Below are 16,731 nucleotides of genomic sequence, written 5' to 3'. Positions count from 1 at the left end.
CTATGCGTCCCCTCAAATGGTTTTCGCCTATCGAATTTCTTAATAATAGTGTCCAATATGATTGACAAACCTACATAAGGCAGAGCGTAAAGATCGATGAATTATTTGCTATTTTACCTTATTTACGCACATAAAAAACACAAAAATCGCCTATCAATGTATACTGTGAGTTCATGCTTTTTTCACAAAAGTCTGATATAATATTTGGGTATTATGACGAAAGAACACCTAAAGAAGAAAAATATATGTGAAAGAGGAAGTAAAAATGGAAGCAGGTCTGATAATCGGAAACCAAATAATAATAATGTTCATTATCCTTATTATAGGCGCATTTTGCTATTTAAAAGGGATAATCACAAAGGACGGTACAAAACAGTTGTCCTCATTCGCACTGAATATAATCAATCCTGTGCTTATATTCATGTCCTATCAGTCAAAATATGACAAGACCCTTGTTCATGGTCTGCTGTGGTCGTTTCTGCTGTCAGCGATATCCTATGCAGTGACTATCTTGCTCACCTATGTTCTTATAAGAAAAAAGACTCCCGACCTTGCGGTGGAGCGTGTTTCGTCAATATATTCAAACTGTGCATTCATGTGCATACCTCTTATAAACGGCATTTACGGCTCAGAGGGCGTTTTGTATCTTACAGCGTATCTTACGTTCTTCAACGTCCTTATCTGGACTCACGGACTTATGACAATGAAAGGCGAGCGTGACTTTTCTTCTCTTGTGAAAGCCCTTATCTCACCGTCAGTTATAGCCGTTGTGGTCGGTCTTATTTGCTATCTTACAAATATCAGACTGCCGAAAGTTCCTGCAACAGCTTTGCAGTACATAGCAGATATGAACACGCCTATCGCCATGGTGATAGCAGGTGCAACAGCCGCACAGACCAACGTTTTGAAAGCCCTTCAAAACCGCCGTATCTACTACGTTTCACTGTGCAAGCTCATAATACTCCCTGTGGCAGGTTTCTTTGCAATGTGGATACTTGATCCTCCTCCGATAGTTCTTATGACAGTTACCATAGCCGCCGCCTGCCCTGCTGCGACCATGTGTACAATGTTCGCTGTAAACCTTGACAAGGACCCTAAAACAGCCTCAGAGATCTTTACAATCACCACTATCCTCAGTGCTGTAACTCTGCCGCTTATAACTATCTTTGCCGACAGACTTACATATCATATTTAAAGTCAGCCTAAGCAAACATATCCATATAAACAAAAAGACCTGTCAGCATTTCGCTGCACAGGCTGTGAAAAGATAAATAAGCTACGCTCTGCAATGCTTTCCGAAAACCTCGGAGAGCATTTTTTTATCACTCTTTTTGCTGCACCGCAGGTAATTCTATAAAAAGCCTGCCGCACACACTGATCCCCTTCATGACAACACCGTTCAATAGATTTCAAACGTCTTGCCTTTATAATTTTTTATCCACCCATAGTATACACCTTACTTCATCGGTGCCTCGGATAATAAAAGTATAACATATAATCAATTCACTGTCAATATTTCTTTGAACAAATAGCATATAAATTGTATATTTCAATAAAACAACCAGAAAATTTATAGCGTTTTACACAAAATTGTCAGAAAGCATTCTCAAACAAGACACAATTTCTCCGCTATTTTACTTTTTTCTGCAAAATATTATCCTCCGCCCTCATAAAAAATCTGTATACATCTCCAAGAGAAGCAAGGTCACTGCATACTGTGTCCAGCAAGTTCACGTTGAAAAGCAGCTTAGGGTCTTCACTGTCAAAGCTTACACCGATATCCTTTTTATTGAGCCACAAAGCGTCCTCACGGCTGGCATTTGGAAAATGGTCACGCTTATACTCGTCACCGAACAAAACGAACTTGCTGTTCGCTTTCAAAGCTTTGCGAGCCTTTTTATATTCCTGCGCCCCTGCAAGTATCATCGCCCTCATTTCGTCCATGCTTTCTCTGTCGGTTTTGTAATATCCACAACCATAGCCGAAACCATGGGTAGAGATATAGAAATAAAACTCAGGCATAGGGTGATATTCGCTTTTGTCACGCTGGCATTTCAAAGAACACCACACGCTCTCTCTGAATATGGGTCCGCCCTTGTTGTAACGTGCGTCTTTGTAAAGCCTTGATATCTTTTTCGGATTGCATACTATCCTGCTGTCAATATCGTTCATTATAGGCGTGAGCGCAGTGATAAGCTCCGCAAAAGGCTCTTCTATGAGCCTGTGATAATCTGCCTTATGCTCCTTGAACCATTCCTTGCTATCTCTCGTATGATTTTCAAACAAAAAGCCGATAGCCTCTTCACTAAATAGCATTTTTCTCTCTCCTTGATGTTTCTAAACTTATTATAGTATATCACGATTTGCATTTTTAATCAAGAAAAAAGAGCCTGCCAAAGCAAGCTCTCTTCCAAATGGATTTTATGAATGAAGTCCCATTTCGTAAGCGGTTTTCATGTGTGCACTGCTCTGCACTTCGCCCTTGTCCCACACGCCTGTGCCGTAAAGGATACCCTTTTCAACTGCCCCGTCAAGACAGTCAAGAGTAAATCCCCTTATGCTCACAACTGTCTTTTCAAGGTTAGCGGCATTGGTATCAGCCGCAGTGAGTATATAATACACTTCTTTATTTACCATTTCAGTGTATCTCGGCACTGTTCTGTCAATGAGTGTCTTGAGCTGAGCGTCCATGGTGTAGAAATAAACAGGCGTTGCAAAAACGATAACGTCAGAGTTCACCATTTTGTCCATTATCTCCGCCATATCGTCTTTCTGCACGCACTTGTGAGTGCTGTTGCAAACGCCGCAGCCTGTGCAGTAGTTCACCTTAAAGTTTCTGAGAAATATTTTTTCCACCTTGTGTCCTGCCTTCTGTGCGCCCTTTATGAACTCATCGCAAAGCACGTCGGAATTTCCGCCCTTTCTAGGGCTTGCGGATATAACAAGTATATTTTTCATATTGTCACCTCAAATATCAAAGAGTTTTTATAACGTCCTCGGCTATCTGCTCAGGGGTAAGGTGATTTTCTTTCAGCACCTCGGCAGGGTCATAGCGGTCATAGAACTTCTTTTCAAGACCAAAGCAAAGGGTCTTTACATCACTGTCACCATAAAATCTTGCTATCTTCTCGCCAAAGCCGCCCTCAAGAACACCGTCCTCAAGAGTGATAATGGTCTTGTGGTCAGCCTTAAGGCTTTCAAGCATTTCCTTGTCAATGCCTGTTATGTAGTAAGGGTTTATTACAGTAGCCTTGACACCTGTTTTTTTCTCGATAAGCTTTGCGGCCTCAACGCCCAAGCCGTAGAATGAACCAAGTGCGATAACAGCAACCTGACTTCCCTGCTGTGTCATCTCATACTTGTTGAGCTTTGAAAGATCCTTTGTGAAAGGCTTGCCGTCTGAAACAAGGCTTGCAGGAACTCTTATTGCAACAGGGTGTTCTTTCTGTTCAAGGGACCAATCCAGCATTGCAAGATATTCTTCCTTTGTTACAGGTGCAAGATAAACAAGCTCAGGGATATTTGATATCATCGGTATATCGTAAATTCCAAGGTGAGTAACGTCACTCATGCCGTAAACCGAAGCCGCAAAAACAGCTATTGTAACAGGACTTTTATTTATGCAAACGTCCTGAGAAAGCTGGTCGTAGGTACGCTGTAAGAACGAGCTGTAAACACCGTAGAAAGGCTTTCCGCCGTTCTTTGCTATACCTGAGGCAAGTGCCATTGCGTGTTCCTCTGCAATGCCCACGTCCATAAACTGCTTGCCTGCTTTCTTTCTGACATCAGGAGTGAAGCCGAAAACCGTCGGAGTAGCGGAGGTTATAGCACACACGGACTTGTCAGCCTGCATTTTCTCAAGAAGATAATTGCAGGTAACAGTTCCGTAATCCTCGCCCTCAGGATTGTAAAGGGACTTGCCTGTTTCAGGGTCGAACGGCATATGCCAGTGCCATGTTTCCTTATCCTTTTCCGCAGGAGCATAGCCCTTGCCCTTTTGTGTTACAATGTGAACGGCAACAGGCTTTTTGCTGTCCTTTACGCCCTCAAAAGCCTCAATAAGCGAAGGAATATCGTTGCCGTCCTTAACGAAAACATAGTCAAGACCCATTGCCTTGAAAAGGTTACATTCAGCCTTGCCCTCGGTATCACGAAGAAGCTTGAGATTTCTGTACATACCGCCGTGGTTTTCTGCGATAGACATATCGTTATCGTTCACAACGATTATGAAGTTTGTATCCATTTCCCCTGCAAAGTCGATACCCTCCAGAGCTTCACCACCGCTGAGAGAGCCGTCGCCGATAACAGCGATAACATTGCCCTCCTCACCCTTGAGATCTCTGGCCTTTGCAAGACCGCTTGCAAGACTCACAGAAGTGGAAGTATGGCCAACCGTAAACAAGTCATGCTCGCTCTCCTCTGGGTTTGTGTAGCCTGAGATATCATCGAACTTGTCAGCGTCAAGGTAGGACTCCTTTCTGCCTGTGAGAATTTTATGTGGATAGCTTTGATGTGAAACGTCAAAAACTATCTTGTCCTTAGGAGATTCAAAAACATAGTGCATTGCGATAGTGGCTTCCACCATGCCGAAGTTAGGACCAAAATGTCCACCATGCTTGCTGAGCCTAAAAAGCAGAGCCTTTCTCATTTCCTCAGCCAGCGCTGTCATTTCATCAACAGTGAGCTTTTTAACGTCAGCAGGTAAGTTTATTTTTTCAAGATACATTTTCATTTCCTCCTGTTTTACTTATAATTTTTCTTAGCTTTAGCTTACTTATATTGTACCACCTGGAGTTAGCTCTAAGTCAACAGGTTGTAGAGATATTTTACATTTTATTAACAATCGACCTAACAAAAAAGCACGGTCATGTGCCGTGCTTAGTATATTTCTCTTGAAAAAAATTAATGCCGTGCTATAATTATAGTATCACCAATATCACACCGGAAAGGTCTTGAAAGCATGAAATACAAAGTTATAGACATAAGTGAAGAGGATTACGGCTGCGAGGGCATACCGGAGGACAGCGAACTCATGTGCAGTGTTTTGATCGAAAGCTCTGACGGCACACAAAAATGGTTGAAAATAGCTGACCGGTATCTCAGAGAAAACGACATTGATATAGGCAGTGTCATCACTGCAGACTAGCCTGCCTCCCCTGGAATATCACGCATTATCCACGCAAGCTGTTCTTCTGTAGGCTCTTCTATCTCATAGCCGTTGACATTGTCGCCCTTGAAACAGGTTTGATACAGCTCCACCCATGCAAATGTTGACAGTTTGCAATCAGAATAGATTTCTTTTTCACCTTTGTACGGCAGATCTTCAGGATAGCAGGTCTTGATAATAGGATTTCCATAAGGGGTGCAGTCCTCGAACTTATCCAAAGAAGAACCCACACAGCACACTCCGCTCAGTGAATATCTTGCCACAAGATACTTTTCACCCTCCTCATCAGGGTTCTTTTTAAACGCTATCTGCGCCAGCTCGACAATAGCTTCTGCGGCGTATATAGGACAAGGAATTAAATATCCGTTGTGAAGCTCAAAGATCTTGTCATTGTAATGAAAAGTCTTTCGCTTTTCGATAGTGCCATATTCTGCATACTGAAAAATGTTCAGCTCAGGGGCATCGGAGTAATAGTCGGTGACAATTTCCCCTGCCTTACTGCGGAAATAGCGTTGTTTCTGCGCTTCAAGATGGTTCGATTCCACATTTTCATCAGAAAAATAATTGTGTTCAAATTCGTCGATATCCTCAGTAAAAAACGAAGCTGTACCGCTTGTGCATGAGGGAAAGTTGGCGTCAAACAAGGTTATTTTGTATATCATATGGATTTCCTTTCTTAGAAGCAGTGCCAGGCATTCCGGTACTGCTTTTATTATATCCTATTATTTTCCCGTTTGAGGTAAATAAGACTATTTTTCTTTGTCGCAAAGGAGAAAATATTCGCTCATGAGTTTGGCGAGGTGCAACTACACTCATATCTTAAATCAACATCATAATTTTGTAAATAGTTTTATTTATAAATCGCCAATAATTTGTATCTTTATGCAAATTGATACTGCAAAATTTGTAGCAGATAAACAAAAAAAGCCGCAGACAAAACGTCTACGACTTAGAAAACACTCTGTATTGGGACTACAAAATAGATGAATACTCTCTCAGCAAGGGATAAATGAAAAAAACACAACAAAGCCGCAACGGAACAATCCCGTCACGGCGAGTGACTGTGATGTCTGCATAAAATAGATAATAACAGCGACGAGACGTAATCACCTATTTTTTGTTTTTTTCAGAACCACCAAAATAGCTTACAGTATGAAAAACTAACATCTATCCTTTTGTTAATTACATTATTATTTAGAGAAATGAATTTCAAATAATGCATTAGATTATAGGAAGTTGAACTTAATTAATTGTTTTTAAATTATTTTGCTAGAATTAATTAAAACTAATTCTGCAACAGACTTTATTAATGCTATTTCTAAAGTGAGTTCTTTTTTGTTCTCATACGGCCTATATTGATTAGCGGTATTTTCGCTTTTGCTATGAACAAGAGAATTTCTTGTTTCATAAATACGCGTTGCTAAATTGGTGTAAACTCCTTGAGCATTAGACCAAGCAATTTTAGTTTTCTTTGATGTTGTAAATGGAACCAAATTATTTTGATAATAATCTATAGCAGTAGCATCAATGTTATTAATATATTTTTTTAGCTCGTCAATATCTACATACTCAATTAATACATATTTCAAGGATTCAAATTCATTTCCTTTTCCAGAATCATCGTCACTATTCATATGCTTCTTTATATATTTCGCCAACTCATAAAGCTTAGTTTCATCTTTATACGAAAAGTCAGGATGTGTTATCTTGTTTTTTATCTCTTCGGTAAGTTTCTTTCTAAATACTGCATCAAAATAATGCTCGATAATATGGTAGAATGAAATATACACAGTAAATGGGTCTCGAGATTCCATTGCCATTGTGTAATAATCAATTACATCTTTATTGTAGATTCTTTGTGGTGAAGAATCTAATTTCTTTCTTGGAAAACGAAAAACAGAATTACCGATAGAATACATATCTTGTATATCTGTATATTCCGAGATTGCAGTTCCTTGTTTATACATGAAATGAAACTCAAAAGATACCGCGTAATCTCTAAATCTTGACAAAGGAACAGACTGTGTAGAACTTATTTTAAGTGTATTCGCTCTAAGAAAATCTGATAATAATTCCATTGAGTTGCCTATCTCTGAAATTTTTCTATTATGCCTAAAAAACATACGAGTTCTAATTCTTATATCTCCAAGGGTTCTTATCCCATTGGCTTTTACTTGTTCAGCAAGTTCACTTAACAAAAAGACACAATATTCACTTGAAGCAGGTCCTAACGAGTATTCTAACCCATTAATTGAATCACTAATCGTTTCTAAATACATCATTCGTCTCACCATAGACGGTTCCAAAAGCTGAAGTGCTACCTCTCGATAAGTAGATGAATAGATTTCAAGTTTTTCTTTATCAAAAATCTGCATATTATCATAAGCATTCTTCAAATCAGCGTTAGAAAAAACGATATTTCTTTCTTCCGACTGGATGTAAGGATCTGGCATAACTATATCGCAAATTTCATTAATATCAGTGTTTAAATTTAATATGTCTTTCAATACTTCTTTTACTTCTAAATAACTTGCCATTGTTTCTCCTCCATTAGTTATGATTTTCTAATCGACCGCTTATATAACTAGATACCGGATAAAATATATAGAACAAACTTTGCTTGTATATATCAAAATTTGCAAAATTTCTTATTCTCGAAATTCATACTTTACATTAGTAATCTCAACAGTTTTAACACCAATACATTCCACCAAAGATTCATCAAATAACGCTAAATTAATTCCTCCTTCTCTTAATGTGCTTTCATATTCTACACCATCATAACCTTCGCTTTTTACAAACTCCGCAATATATTGAGTGGGAAGATATTCCAATGGGCTATCATTTCTTCGTATTGGCTTCGCAATTTCATATGCCATCTCTTGAAAAACTTTTCTGTTTAGTGCGAAGCGCTCAAATTCATCATTATACAAAAATGGGCTTACTCTGGAAATTTCAGATATATTAGCCACCCTTAATGGCCTTTTATTTTTAAATGTTCCAATTGTAACATAATCGTAAGCCGTAACTCTAGTTTCATTTAATACTGTTTTATCATCTGTAGATAAATACAATACACCTATTCCATCAGGATTTACTCTACCAGCAGTTCTTTTTTCTATCGGTGGTACAGACATATTTTCCGTACCAAAACCTTCTACGTTAGGTGAAATTCTAGCTCTATAAAAGTTAGTATCTTTTTCATAAGTTTTCTGAACCATTGTTAGAAAGGAAGAAAACACATCTGCATTAAAATTACTGCTAAAAAAACGATTAGTATGTTTTATAGATTCTGAAAATTCAGCCCAAGATAATCCTCTTGCAACTCCGTAATCATTAATATAATCAGTATCATGCAATTTCTCAATTGCAACTTTTTTTACAAGTATATCTTTATCAATATCCAACTCTGACTCTAATGGACATAGTGCTGTAAGAAGTGTTTTTATTCCTTCTGCTCCTCCATTAAAAATATCCCAATCATCTCTAAGAACTTCTTTTAAAAACCGTGCGTCAGAACGTTGAGACGGTGAATATATTTGTATTAAACTTATAATTTTATCAGAAATCATGTTAGGAAAATTCGATATATCATAAACATCAACATTTTTTGCAGAACAGAAATCACAATTTCCACTTGTGCCGTATTTATGAATTATCTCACGAATCTCACTATCCTTGAAACAATCAATGCAGCATTTCATTATTTGTATACCTCTGTCGTTAAATATTTATTTACAAGTTCCAAGTGATGCATAATTGATAATTTTTTTATTGTTGGCAAACCAGGATAGTATCCCTTTTGAGCAAAATCAAGAAGTGTAGATAACGCATTTGTATTCTGTTTTTCCTGACCGTTTTTATACCAAAGTGAAAGTTTAGATACTGCCTCGTAGAATTTTCCAGCCACATCCGTTATATCGTAATTTGAGTCAGAAACAAAGTGATGTATTCTCAATCTGTTATCATCTGATACATATACGATGTGAATAGCAACAGCACGTGGGGAGAAACCACCTTCTTCGTAATTATCCCCGACAATAGAATAATCGCCAAACCCCTTATATCCTTCATCTTTAAAATATAAATGATCTTCAGAAAACGGTTCATCTTCGCATTTCAGATAATCAGAATTCTTAGGCTGTTTATTGAATTTATCTTCGAACAACACTTTATTTTCTTTTACCGCACGTCGCATACGTCTTTCGTCCGGCAAAAGAACATATTTGGGGGCATCCTCCATATATATATCCTGGAAATCTTCCACATAATCAGGACTATTCAGGACAGATAGCACTTTATCCTTAGTCAAACCTTTTTTGTGTTCAATATTGTAGAGTGTTTCTTCAGCACGCTCGTTAATAATAACTGCCGGAATAATACTATCATTCATAATTTCCAACAAAGATGAAATATCCGAATCATTAAAATCACCCACAGTTGGATTTAAGATCATTGCAAATTTTAAGCCTGCTTTTTCAAAAGATTGTATTGTGTTTTTTAATGTAGGGCTTATCTTTATCGGTTCAACAACTGGGATTACATATTTGCTAATAAGTCCCTTTTGTGCAAGCTCTTTTAACGCCAATAATTCATATTGTCTGCCTCTGAAATATGGAAAAAACATAAACACTACCTCCTATATGTTGTATTAAGCATAACATTTAAATCAAAACTATTTTTATAAAGTCCTGAAAAATAAATTGCGGCTTTTAATTCGCTTGGTATATTGTCAAAAACTATTTTAGATATTCTGTTCCTTTTTTTCAACTCTTGAAATGCTAGCCTCTGAGCATCTAATATTGGGATCTTTTTAAAAAGTTCCAGGCACGTTCTATAAAAGAAAACTGGTGCAACCTTAGGCAATTCATGATAATAATTTAAAATAATGTTTTCGTATTCTTTTTTTCTTAACAAAGAAAAAATTGTCTTATAATCCAGATTTTCATCGTATTGTTTGGGCTGCCTACCACTAGTTTTACTAAAAATAGTATCATTTTCTGATAGAACATAAATACCAACTGAATCGCCCATATCACCTAGTTTATCCAAAACCTTTTCAACATGTTCTCTTTCATGCTCTGATGCCAAAACTGATACTTTGCTAAATGCTTTAAAATAATCGTATAATTGATCATTTAATCGTTCAAAATTATCCAAATCGGATTTAATCTCATATACCTGTCCCTCACCATTTATCATAACAAAATCAGCTATATGATCTGCTATTCTAATTTGTGAAAGGGCAGTTGTTGTATTTACGCTGTGTATTCCAACCAGAAGCTTATTTAATAAGGTATTCATATAATAATACTCATTCCTATACGAATCACTTAAATGTGAATATATCTCACTAATTATTTCACCGTGATTTTTTCCTTCCGGATCATTTACATAACGTTGAACAACCACATCAAAGACTTCACTATGTCCATTTTTTATCAAGTCGTTCATTACAGTGCGTGTAAACACACGATTAATAACTCTACTATTATCTGGCATAGAAACCTTCGCTCCTTTCATTACAAATAAGCATAGCTTTCTAAAATATATTGTATATCAAAGCAGATATTTTAACAAGCATATTATGATAACATTAATTTAATATTTTGTTAATAGTAAAGGCGCTAAATTATCTTACTAAAACAATTTCCACTTCCCAGATTTACATTCGTTCAATATCTAAGCTATACTCATCTTTAGTATCAATACCTATTTAAGCAATTATTCCATTAAACCTCATCATATTATGACTATTACTTTACCTCACAATCAATATAATCCTTAGCAAACTGCTCCGCCTCTTCAAGACTATTTTTCATCAATTCAAAATCCACCGCAGCCGAAAAAACATCAATCTGAACCCTTTCAGACTCATCAGCAAAAACTTCAATAACAAATCCGTTACATTGAACATCATTCCCGTCCTTATCCTCCCGATGCAAATCTGTATCGGGAGTTATCTTTACATAAAATCCTTTGTATTTCATTCAACCACTCTCCTTAAAATTTCATCTGCATATCATCGTCATAATCGTAATCTTCAATCTCTTCATCACCTAATTCGTCACTTACGGAATTCTCAATATCCAGCGCATTTTCAAGTGCGGTTTGCAAATACTTTTCGTCAAGACCACTCTCCCTGTATCCCTGCAAAATAGTGTTGTAATACTGTCGGCTCGGCGGAGCAAGTTTTCCATAATTCATAAGATAAGCCATGCCTGTACAAGTTTTTCCGCTCAATTCAAAAGACATTTTTTCCTGCCTGTAAAGCCTCGGATAGCCTTCGTAATGGTTCAGAGTCGGTAAATCTCTTTCATCAAGCTCCCAGATCAGAACAGGAACGGTCGAACCCTTGCTTGAAACGATCGTCGCAACGCCTCTGAACTCCAACTCATAATCCTTTATTTCCGATGTTCCCACAATCTTTGAATGCGGACATCGATATTTCATTTGCTCCAGATTAATGTTACTGCCATAAGCAATATATAACTGTTTTTTACTCATGTTTTACCTCCTATCACATTGACATCTCCATGTCCATTTCTTCATCTTCTTCAAAGTCCTCACATTCGCTTTCTGACGGCTCAATGTTTTCATCGGGTATATTTTCGATTTGTGTGCTGTTGTCGCTTACAGGCTCAACACGCCGCTCACGGGCGGTTTGTCGTTCTGCTTCACGTTTCTCTTTAAGTTTTGCTCTTGCGGCAATTCCATCCTCTGGATGTCGCCATGCAATATCGCCATCAAGATGCTTAAGCAAGTGAGTTCTGCAGTTTTTGAACTCATCACCTATAAGCCCCAAACCCAGTAGCCACACTCGAAAACTATACCGCATATTATCACTCTGCGAAACATGAGGAGAGCAATATTTTTTTGTCATTGCAGCATTTGATATTGCCAATGCCAAAACGATTTGACTGCGAACCTCTCCTGCATGAAAAGAACCGTTGTACGCCCTTATCTCGTAATGTCCATGCTGAAAGAATGAGTGTAAATTACAAATAACGTACCGACTTGTCGAGTAGTGCTGAAACTGCTCGCTCATTCTGCCATGATACCAAAGCCTCTTTATGTATTCCATATCTTTAGGCTTTTTTCGGTTAATTTCCTCTATAAATGTCTTGTCCATCTTGTGGCAGTAGGATTCACGGGCAGAAGATACCTGCAAAGCGTCCCATAGAAAATCCTCTTTGCTTGCAAAAATATTCACAAGATTGCGTATCTGTTGCGGTGTATAATCGTCTGCTGAAATATGAATATGGGTGCCTGCACAATATCTTGGACCGGTTACTCCGCCTGCTTTTCTAAGTGATCTTACAACTTCCTGAAGCAGCGGAATATCCTCATATTCCAGAACGGGAGAATTGAGTTCCACGCTGTATGATTTGGAAGCATGGTCGCCGTTTGCGTTATAACATCTTATACTTCCGTCATAAACAACAGACCAATTTCTCTCCTTTGAATCCGTCACAACATATTTGTCATAACTTCCGCCCTCATGGACAACCTCACTGCCTAGAACTCTTGAAATTGCCTTCGCCGCTTGACAACGAGTTAACCCGGTCATTTCTATTTCAATTCCGAATTTTCTTGTTTTTATACCTTCAAAATTGCTCGCCAATGTAGCACCTCCCAACCAAAACAGCTTGCAGATTTTAAATTCTGCAAGCCGTAAATTTTAATCGCTATTCCATTTCTGCTTTGACTTCATATCCACCCTTAAAAATCACCAAAATCTCATTCTTGCTAAGAACCTTTACACACTCGATTAGCTTTCGTATCAGCACATTATCGAAAGTTTCCAACTCGAACTTTTCATGCTCTATCATATCCATTATTTTATTGAGCTTTGCCTGAGTTTCGGCGGAGGTCTTGTTCTGTGATTTCAGAATGGTAAGTCTTTCGCTTAGCTGCTGTTCCTCACCATAAAGCTTTGCGAACTCACTGTCAAGCTTATCTTCATCACAACCGCCTGTTGCTATCAGTCCAACTAATTCGTTTCTTGCTCGGTCGATTTCTTTAAGTCTGTTTTCGGCAGCGATAATTTCTTCCTGCCCCTGACATTCAAGAACCGTTCCAATGTTTGCTTTGAGAATTCTTGCAATATCGTTACGGCATGAGTAGTAATTATTAATCGCTTTTATGATTCCTTGATGCAGATTTTCTTCCTTTATCGTAGGAGAATCTGGGCAATACTTTTTACCGTGTTCCAGACGGCTGATGCACCGCCAGACAATTTGCTTTTTTCCACGAGCCGCCCAAGTAGTTCTGCGATAAGGCGTACCGCAGTGACCGCAGATAAGCAATTCGGTAAGTGCGTATTTGCTTGAATACTTTCCCTGTTCAGTTGTAGTTTTATCTGAAACTTTTCGTTTACTGGAACGCCTTGCAAGCTCCTGCTGAACCCTGTTGTAAGTGTCACGGTCAACTATCGGAACATGATGATCCGTAACCAGATACATCGGACGTTCTCCATGATTTTTCACGACTTTGTGCGTTATGCAATCGCTTGTAAAAGTTTTCTGCAAGAGTGCATCTCCCACGTACTTTTCGTTTTTGAGGATGCTTCTTATTAAAGATTCGTTCCAAACTTTTTTGCCTTGTGCGGTCAAATATCCCTTGTTTTCAAGAATTTTTTTGATTCTGGTCATGCTATATCCGTCAAGGAACAGCGTATATATCAGTCGCACGATCTCCGCTTCTTCGGGAACTATTTCAGGCTTACCGTCCGTCCCCTTTTTGTAGCCCAGAAGATATTTATACTGAAACTGCACCTTTCCCTCACGATAAGCTTTTTCTTTTCCCCATGAAACATTTTTACTTATGGATTCGGATTCCGCCTGAGCAAAGCTGCCGTACAAAGCAATCATAAATTCCGAAGTCATAGTTAAGGTATTTATGTTTTCTTTTGTTAAGGTATTTATGTTTTCTTTTTCAAAAATTACTCCGATTCCCAAGTCTTTCAGCTGTCGAACATATTCAAGACAATCGACTGTATTTCGTGCAAATCGACTTATGGATTTGGTAATTACAAGATCAATTTTTTTGTTTTTGCACATACGAATCATACGGTTAAACTCGGTACGCTTTTTTGTCTGAGTTCCGCTGATACCCTCATCAGCGAAAATTCCTGCCAGCGTCCATTCCTTTTTTCTGTTGATTAAATCGGTGTAGTATGCGATCTGAACTTGATATGAATTCTGCTGTTCCTCCTGTTCGGTGGATACTCGGCAGTATGCGGCTACTCTCAGTTGATGATATTTATCCCTGTTTTCTGCTGTCTGCACTTTCGCAGGAATTATCGTTACATTCGGCGCTGTACTCATTTTCATTCACCCTCTCAGTTATATTTTTAATTCTCACTCAATTGATAAGCTCAACCTCTATGGTACAAAAATGACTTATCCAAATCTTGCTTACGCAGGATTTAAACAAGCCAATATCAAGCGTATTTAGTTGTTCGTGATTTCCAAGCATAGCCTTGAGTTCTTCTGTTTTCTGCGGACTGTCATTGTAAGTACAGCAATCGTATTTCATCTCGGCAAGCTTGAAGATTTCCGCTTTTACCCTGTCAAAATCCACTTGCGAAGAATCAGTCATCTGATTTATCTCATTCTGCTGTCGGACTATATCCGCAGTAGGAGAATATGTGCTTATTTCCCCGCCCGACTCCAACAGACTCGGATTCTCAATAGCCGAGTTCAGAGCGGTCAGCACTGCTCCTATTATCATTTGGTCTGTAAGCCGATATTCAAATTTATAGCAATCGGAATTTCTGCAGTCCCAATGCTCATACTTTGAATTGCCGCCTATCCTTGAAAGTTTGTGACCGCATTCGGTGCAGTATGTACGCTTTCTTATTTCATGTAAATCTTCCGAGATAACGCATAACGTAGTTGCTTTCCTCACACGCTTTTCATTTACTCGTCTGAAAATATCCTCATCAATTATCTGCGGATATTTTTCAGTACCGAGATACTTTTCATTTTCTATTATCCGCTTGACCATGTTTTTGTTCCAATGTTCGGAATTCTCTGTATATCGGATTTTTTTGGATTCCATTCGCTTTGCGATTTGCAGTAAGCTGCAGCCTGAAAGATATTCGTTGACAATTGTTGCAACAGCGCAGACCTCTTTGAGATCAGTCGTTATCTCTCCGTTATTCATGCAGTAGCCGAATGGTATTGTACGATTCTTTGCCATTATTTTCACTCCTTTCAGACTACAAGGATATCACATTTTCTCCTAAAAAGCTATTATCAATAGCAACAATGAAATGCCCTGCAATTTGAACTACAAGGCACTCTTAGCTATATCTTTTCTTTGAACCTCAATCCACCTATCAAATGAAACTCCAGTTCATGCTGATCTATAACCACGATTTTCTCAACTATACTTTCAAATGTTGATTCTTCGAATTCGGTCATAGGAGTTTTTCTCTTTTCAAAGAAGTCAATCAGCATTTCTATCTGGTCAAGAGTTTCGTCCTCGTCATCGAAACATGTTAGCTTTTTCAGTTCGGTTTGCAATTTATTGATTTTCGCAGTAAGCTCGTTAGTCTGCTCAATGTATTTAGACTCGTCAAGAAATCCTTTTGTTTTCAACCTTGCAATAACATGAGTTTGTTCTCGAAACTTGGCAATTTCTTTGTGAATATCCATTACTTGCGTTTGACCGCTGAACTTTTTCAGTTTCAAATCCTGCAATGCTGTTTGGAGTGGCATGAGAATAACTTTGTAATTGTGCCACAGCTTATTGCACAAACGGATAAAAGCCAAATAGATTTTGCTTTCCGGTATACTTCCGTTTTCGCAATCCGATGCATTAACATCATGTGTACGGCATATCCAGTATGCACCGCTTTTTCGATTTCTGTGCTTATATGTCGCACCGCATTTACCGCAGCAAATTTTCCCGGACAATGCATATTCATTGCTTACAAAATCTCTATGTCGAGATAAAAGCAATACTTGCACCTTATGAAAAATATCCTTATCAACAACAGGCGGATTAACATTTTCTGCATAGTATTTCTGTTTCTCTCCGTAATTTCTTTTCTTAACGTGCGGCAGCGTTTCGGTAACGTAACTTTTCTGAAAAAGAGCGTCGCCAATATATCGTTCATTCTTAAGCACGTATTTCACATTATCCGCTTTCCACAAAACCGACTGCTTGCCGCTTTGTATATTCATACTGTTAAGCTTGTCTGCAATTGCCTGCAAACCGTATCCGCTGACATACCATTCAAACATCTGACGAACTATCTGCATTTGATTTTCATCAACTTCCAAATCACCGTTTACCTTTTTAAAGCCGAACGGCGGAGTAGCATTTTTATACGTTCCGTTTTTCATTCTCTTTTGAATACTCCACCGCATATTCTGTGAAATCGAAGTGGACTCCTCTTGAGCCAGACCGCCCATAATGGTTATCATCATTTCATCAGTCAGTTTTGCGGTATCAATGTTTTCTTTCTCAAAGAATACTGTTATTCCAAGGCTTTTAAGCTCCCTTATATTTTTCAGGCAGTCCTTTGTGTTTCTTGCGAAACGGCTGATAGA

At 38.3% G+C, this 16,731-nt stretch carries 16 protein-coding genes; 2 read left to right on the top strand and 14 right to left on the bottom strand.

Annotation, left to right across the window (positions count from 1 at the left end):
• Window positions 1–265: 265 nt before the first annotated feature.
• Window positions 266–1,195: an AEC family transporter gene (locus AB5123_RS12350; RefSeq protein WP_270763049.1), complete on the top strand. Its 930-nt coding sequence runs from the start codon at window positions 266–268 to the stop codon at window positions 1,193–1,195.
• A 434-nt stretch (window positions 1,196–1,629) separates the two neighbouring features.
• On the opposite strand, the gene AB5123_RS12345 is transcribed toward AB5123_RS12350, so the two are convergent.
• From AB5123_RS12345 to AB5123_RS12335, 3 genes are all read right to left on the bottom strand, one after another.
• A complete protein-coding gene (locus AB5123_RS12345; RefSeq protein ID WP_337812560.1) occupies window positions 1,630–2,316 on the bottom strand; it encodes a DUF2461 domain-containing protein in 687 nt (228 codons plus the stop codon).
• A gap of 105 nt (window positions 2,317–2,421) precedes the next feature.
• Complete coding sequence (locus AB5123_RS12340) at window positions 2,422–2,958, bottom strand: flavodoxin family protein (protein ID WP_337812561.1); 537 nt, start codon at window positions 2,956–2,958, stop codon at window positions 2,422–2,424.
• A 16-nt stretch (window positions 2,959–2,974) separates the two neighbouring features.
• Window positions 2,975–4,726, bottom strand: coding sequence for a 1-deoxy-D-xylulose-5-phosphate synthase (locus AB5123_RS12335; RefSeq protein WP_337812562.1), 1,752 nt, complete (start codon window positions 4,724–4,726; stop codon window positions 2,975–2,977).
• A 234-nt stretch (window positions 4,727–4,960) separates the two neighbouring features.
• Here AB5123_RS12335 and AB5123_RS12330 point away from each other — a divergent pair, with 234 nt between their 5' ends.
• Window positions 4,961–5,146 carry a hypothetical protein gene (locus tag AB5123_RS12330; protein ID WP_022288254.1) on the top strand — a complete coding sequence of 62 codons (186 nt, stop codon included), beginning with the start codon at window positions 4,961–4,963 and terminating at the stop codon, window positions 5,144–5,146.
• On the opposite strand, the gene AB5123_RS12325 is transcribed toward AB5123_RS12330, so the two are convergent.
• The 11 genes from AB5123_RS12325 to AB5123_RS12275 form a co-directional block, all read right to left on the bottom strand.
• Entirely contained in the window at window positions 5,143–5,829 is a 687-nt protein-coding gene (locus AB5123_RS12325; protein ID WP_278946428.1) for a hypothetical protein, read from the bottom strand. The genes AB5123_RS12330 and AB5123_RS12325 overlap by 4 nt on opposite strands.
• Window positions 5,830–6,423: 594 nt before the next feature.
• Window positions 6,424–7,704 (bottom strand): hypothetical protein, encoded by a 1,281-nt coding sequence (locus AB5123_RS12320; protein WP_368364894.1) that lies wholly within the window; start codon window positions 7,702–7,704, stop codon window positions 6,424–6,426.
• Window positions 7,705–7,815: 111 nt separating this feature from the next.
• Window positions 7,816–8,871, bottom strand: a complete 1,056-nt coding sequence (locus AB5123_RS12315; protein ID WP_368364893.1) for an RES domain-containing protein — start codon at window positions 8,869–8,871, stop codon at window positions 7,816–7,818.
• Window positions 8,871–9,794 (bottom strand): sce7725 family protein, encoded by a 924-nt coding sequence (locus AB5123_RS12310; RefSeq protein ID WP_368364892.1) that lies wholly within the window; start codon window positions 9,792–9,794, stop codon window positions 8,871–8,873. The genes AB5123_RS12315 and AB5123_RS12310 overlap by 1 nt, the downstream gene beginning before the upstream one ends.
• A 5-nt stretch (window positions 9,795–9,799) precedes the next feature.
• Window positions 9,800–10,669 (bottom strand): sce7726 family protein, encoded by an 870-nt coding sequence (locus AB5123_RS12305; RefSeq protein ID WP_368364891.1) that lies wholly within the window; start codon window positions 10,667–10,669, stop codon window positions 9,800–9,802.
• A 254-nt stretch (window positions 10,670–10,923) separates the two neighbouring features.
• Complete coding sequence (locus tag AB5123_RS12300; protein ID WP_368364890.1) at window positions 10,924–11,157, bottom strand: hypothetical protein; 234 nt, start codon at window positions 11,155–11,157, stop codon at window positions 10,924–10,926.
• 13 nt (window positions 11,158–11,170) lie between these two features.
• Window positions 11,171–11,674, bottom strand: a complete 504-nt coding sequence (locus AB5123_RS12295; protein WP_368364889.1) for a gamma-glutamylcyclotransferase family protein — start codon at window positions 11,672–11,674, stop codon at window positions 11,171–11,173.
• Window positions 11,675–11,687: 13 nt separating this feature from the next.
• Window positions 11,688–12,791, bottom strand: a complete 1,104-nt coding sequence (locus AB5123_RS12290; protein WP_368364888.1) for an amidoligase family protein — start codon at window positions 12,789–12,791, stop codon at window positions 11,688–11,690.
• A 64-nt stretch (window positions 12,792–12,855) separates the two neighbouring features.
• Window positions 12,856–14,496 (bottom strand): recombinase family protein, encoded by a 1,641-nt coding sequence (locus AB5123_RS12285; protein ID WP_368364887.1) that lies wholly within the window; start codon window positions 14,494–14,496, stop codon window positions 12,856–12,858.
• Window positions 14,497–14,533: 37 nt separating this feature from the next.
• Window positions 14,534–15,373 (bottom strand): recombinase family protein, encoded by an 840-nt coding sequence (locus tag AB5123_RS12280; RefSeq protein WP_368364886.1) that lies wholly within the window; start codon window positions 15,371–15,373, stop codon window positions 14,534–14,536.
• A 107-nt stretch (window positions 15,374–15,480) separates the two neighbouring features.
• A partial coding sequence (locus AB5123_RS12275; RefSeq protein WP_368364885.1) for a recombinase family protein occupies window positions 15,481–16,731 on the bottom strand: 1,251 nt, incomplete at its 5' end.

The sequence above is a fragment of the Ruminococcus sp. RTP21204st1_B2_RTP21204_210225 genome, assembly GCF_040914135.1.
Taxonomy (GTDB): Bacteria; Bacillota; Clostridia; order Oscillospirales; family Ruminococcaceae; genus Hominimerdicola; species Hominimerdicola aceti.
The sequence above is the reverse complement of the archived record's forward strand: the minus strand, read 5'-3'. Positions and strand labels throughout refer to the sequence as shown.

Coding starts and splice junctions, on each gene's coding strand:
- AB5123_RS12345 (WP_337812560.1), bottom strand. CDS start 2,316: ATGCTATTTAGTGAAGAGGCTATCGGCTTTTTGTTTGAAAATCATACG.
- AB5123_RS12340 (WP_337812561.1), bottom strand. CDS start 2,958: ATGAAAAATATACTTGTTATATCCGCAAGCCCTAGAAAGGGCGGAAAT.
- AB5123_RS12280 (WP_368364886.1), bottom strand. CDS start 15,373: ATGGCAAAGAATCGTACAATACCATTCGGCTACTGCATGAATAACGGA.
- AB5123_RS12315 (WP_368364893.1), bottom strand. CDS start 8,871: ATGAAATGCTGCATTGATTGTTTCAAGGATAGTGAGATTCGTGAGATA.
- AB5123_RS12335 (WP_337812562.1), bottom strand. CDS start 4,726: ATGTATCTTGAAAAAATAAACTTACCTGCTGACGTTAAAAAGCTCACT.
- AB5123_RS12325 (WP_278946428.1), bottom strand. CDS start 5,829: ATGATATACAAAATAACCTTGTTTGACGCCAACTTTCCCTCATGCACA.
- AB5123_RS12320 (WP_368364894.1), bottom strand. CDS start 7,704: ATGGCAAGTTATTTAGAAGTAAAAGAAGTATTGAAAGACATATTAAAT.
- AB5123_RS12330 (WP_022288254.1), top strand. CDS start 4,961: ATGAAATACAAAGTTATAGACATAAGTGAAGAGGATTACGGCTGCGAG.
- AB5123_RS12295 (WP_368364889.1), bottom strand. CDS start 11,674: ATGAGTAAAAAACAGTTATATATTGCTTATGGCAGTAACATTAATCTG.
- AB5123_RS12305 (WP_368364891.1), bottom strand. CDS start 10,669: ATGCCAGATAATAGTAGAGTTATTAATCGTGTGTTTACACGCACTGTA.
- AB5123_RS12350 (WP_270763049.1), top strand. CDS start 266: ATGGAAGCAGGTCTGATAATCGGAAACCAAATAATAATAATGTTCATT.
- AB5123_RS12310 (WP_368364892.1), bottom strand. CDS start 9,794: ATGTTTTTTCCATATTTCAGAGGCAGACAATATGAATTATTGGCGTTA.
- AB5123_RS12285 (WP_368364887.1), bottom strand. CDS start 14,496: ATGAGTACAGCGCCGAATGTAACGATAATTCCTGCGAAAGTGCAGACA.
- AB5123_RS12300 (WP_368364890.1), bottom strand. CDS start 11,157: ATGAAATACAAAGGATTTTATGTAAAGATAACTCCCGATACAGATTTG.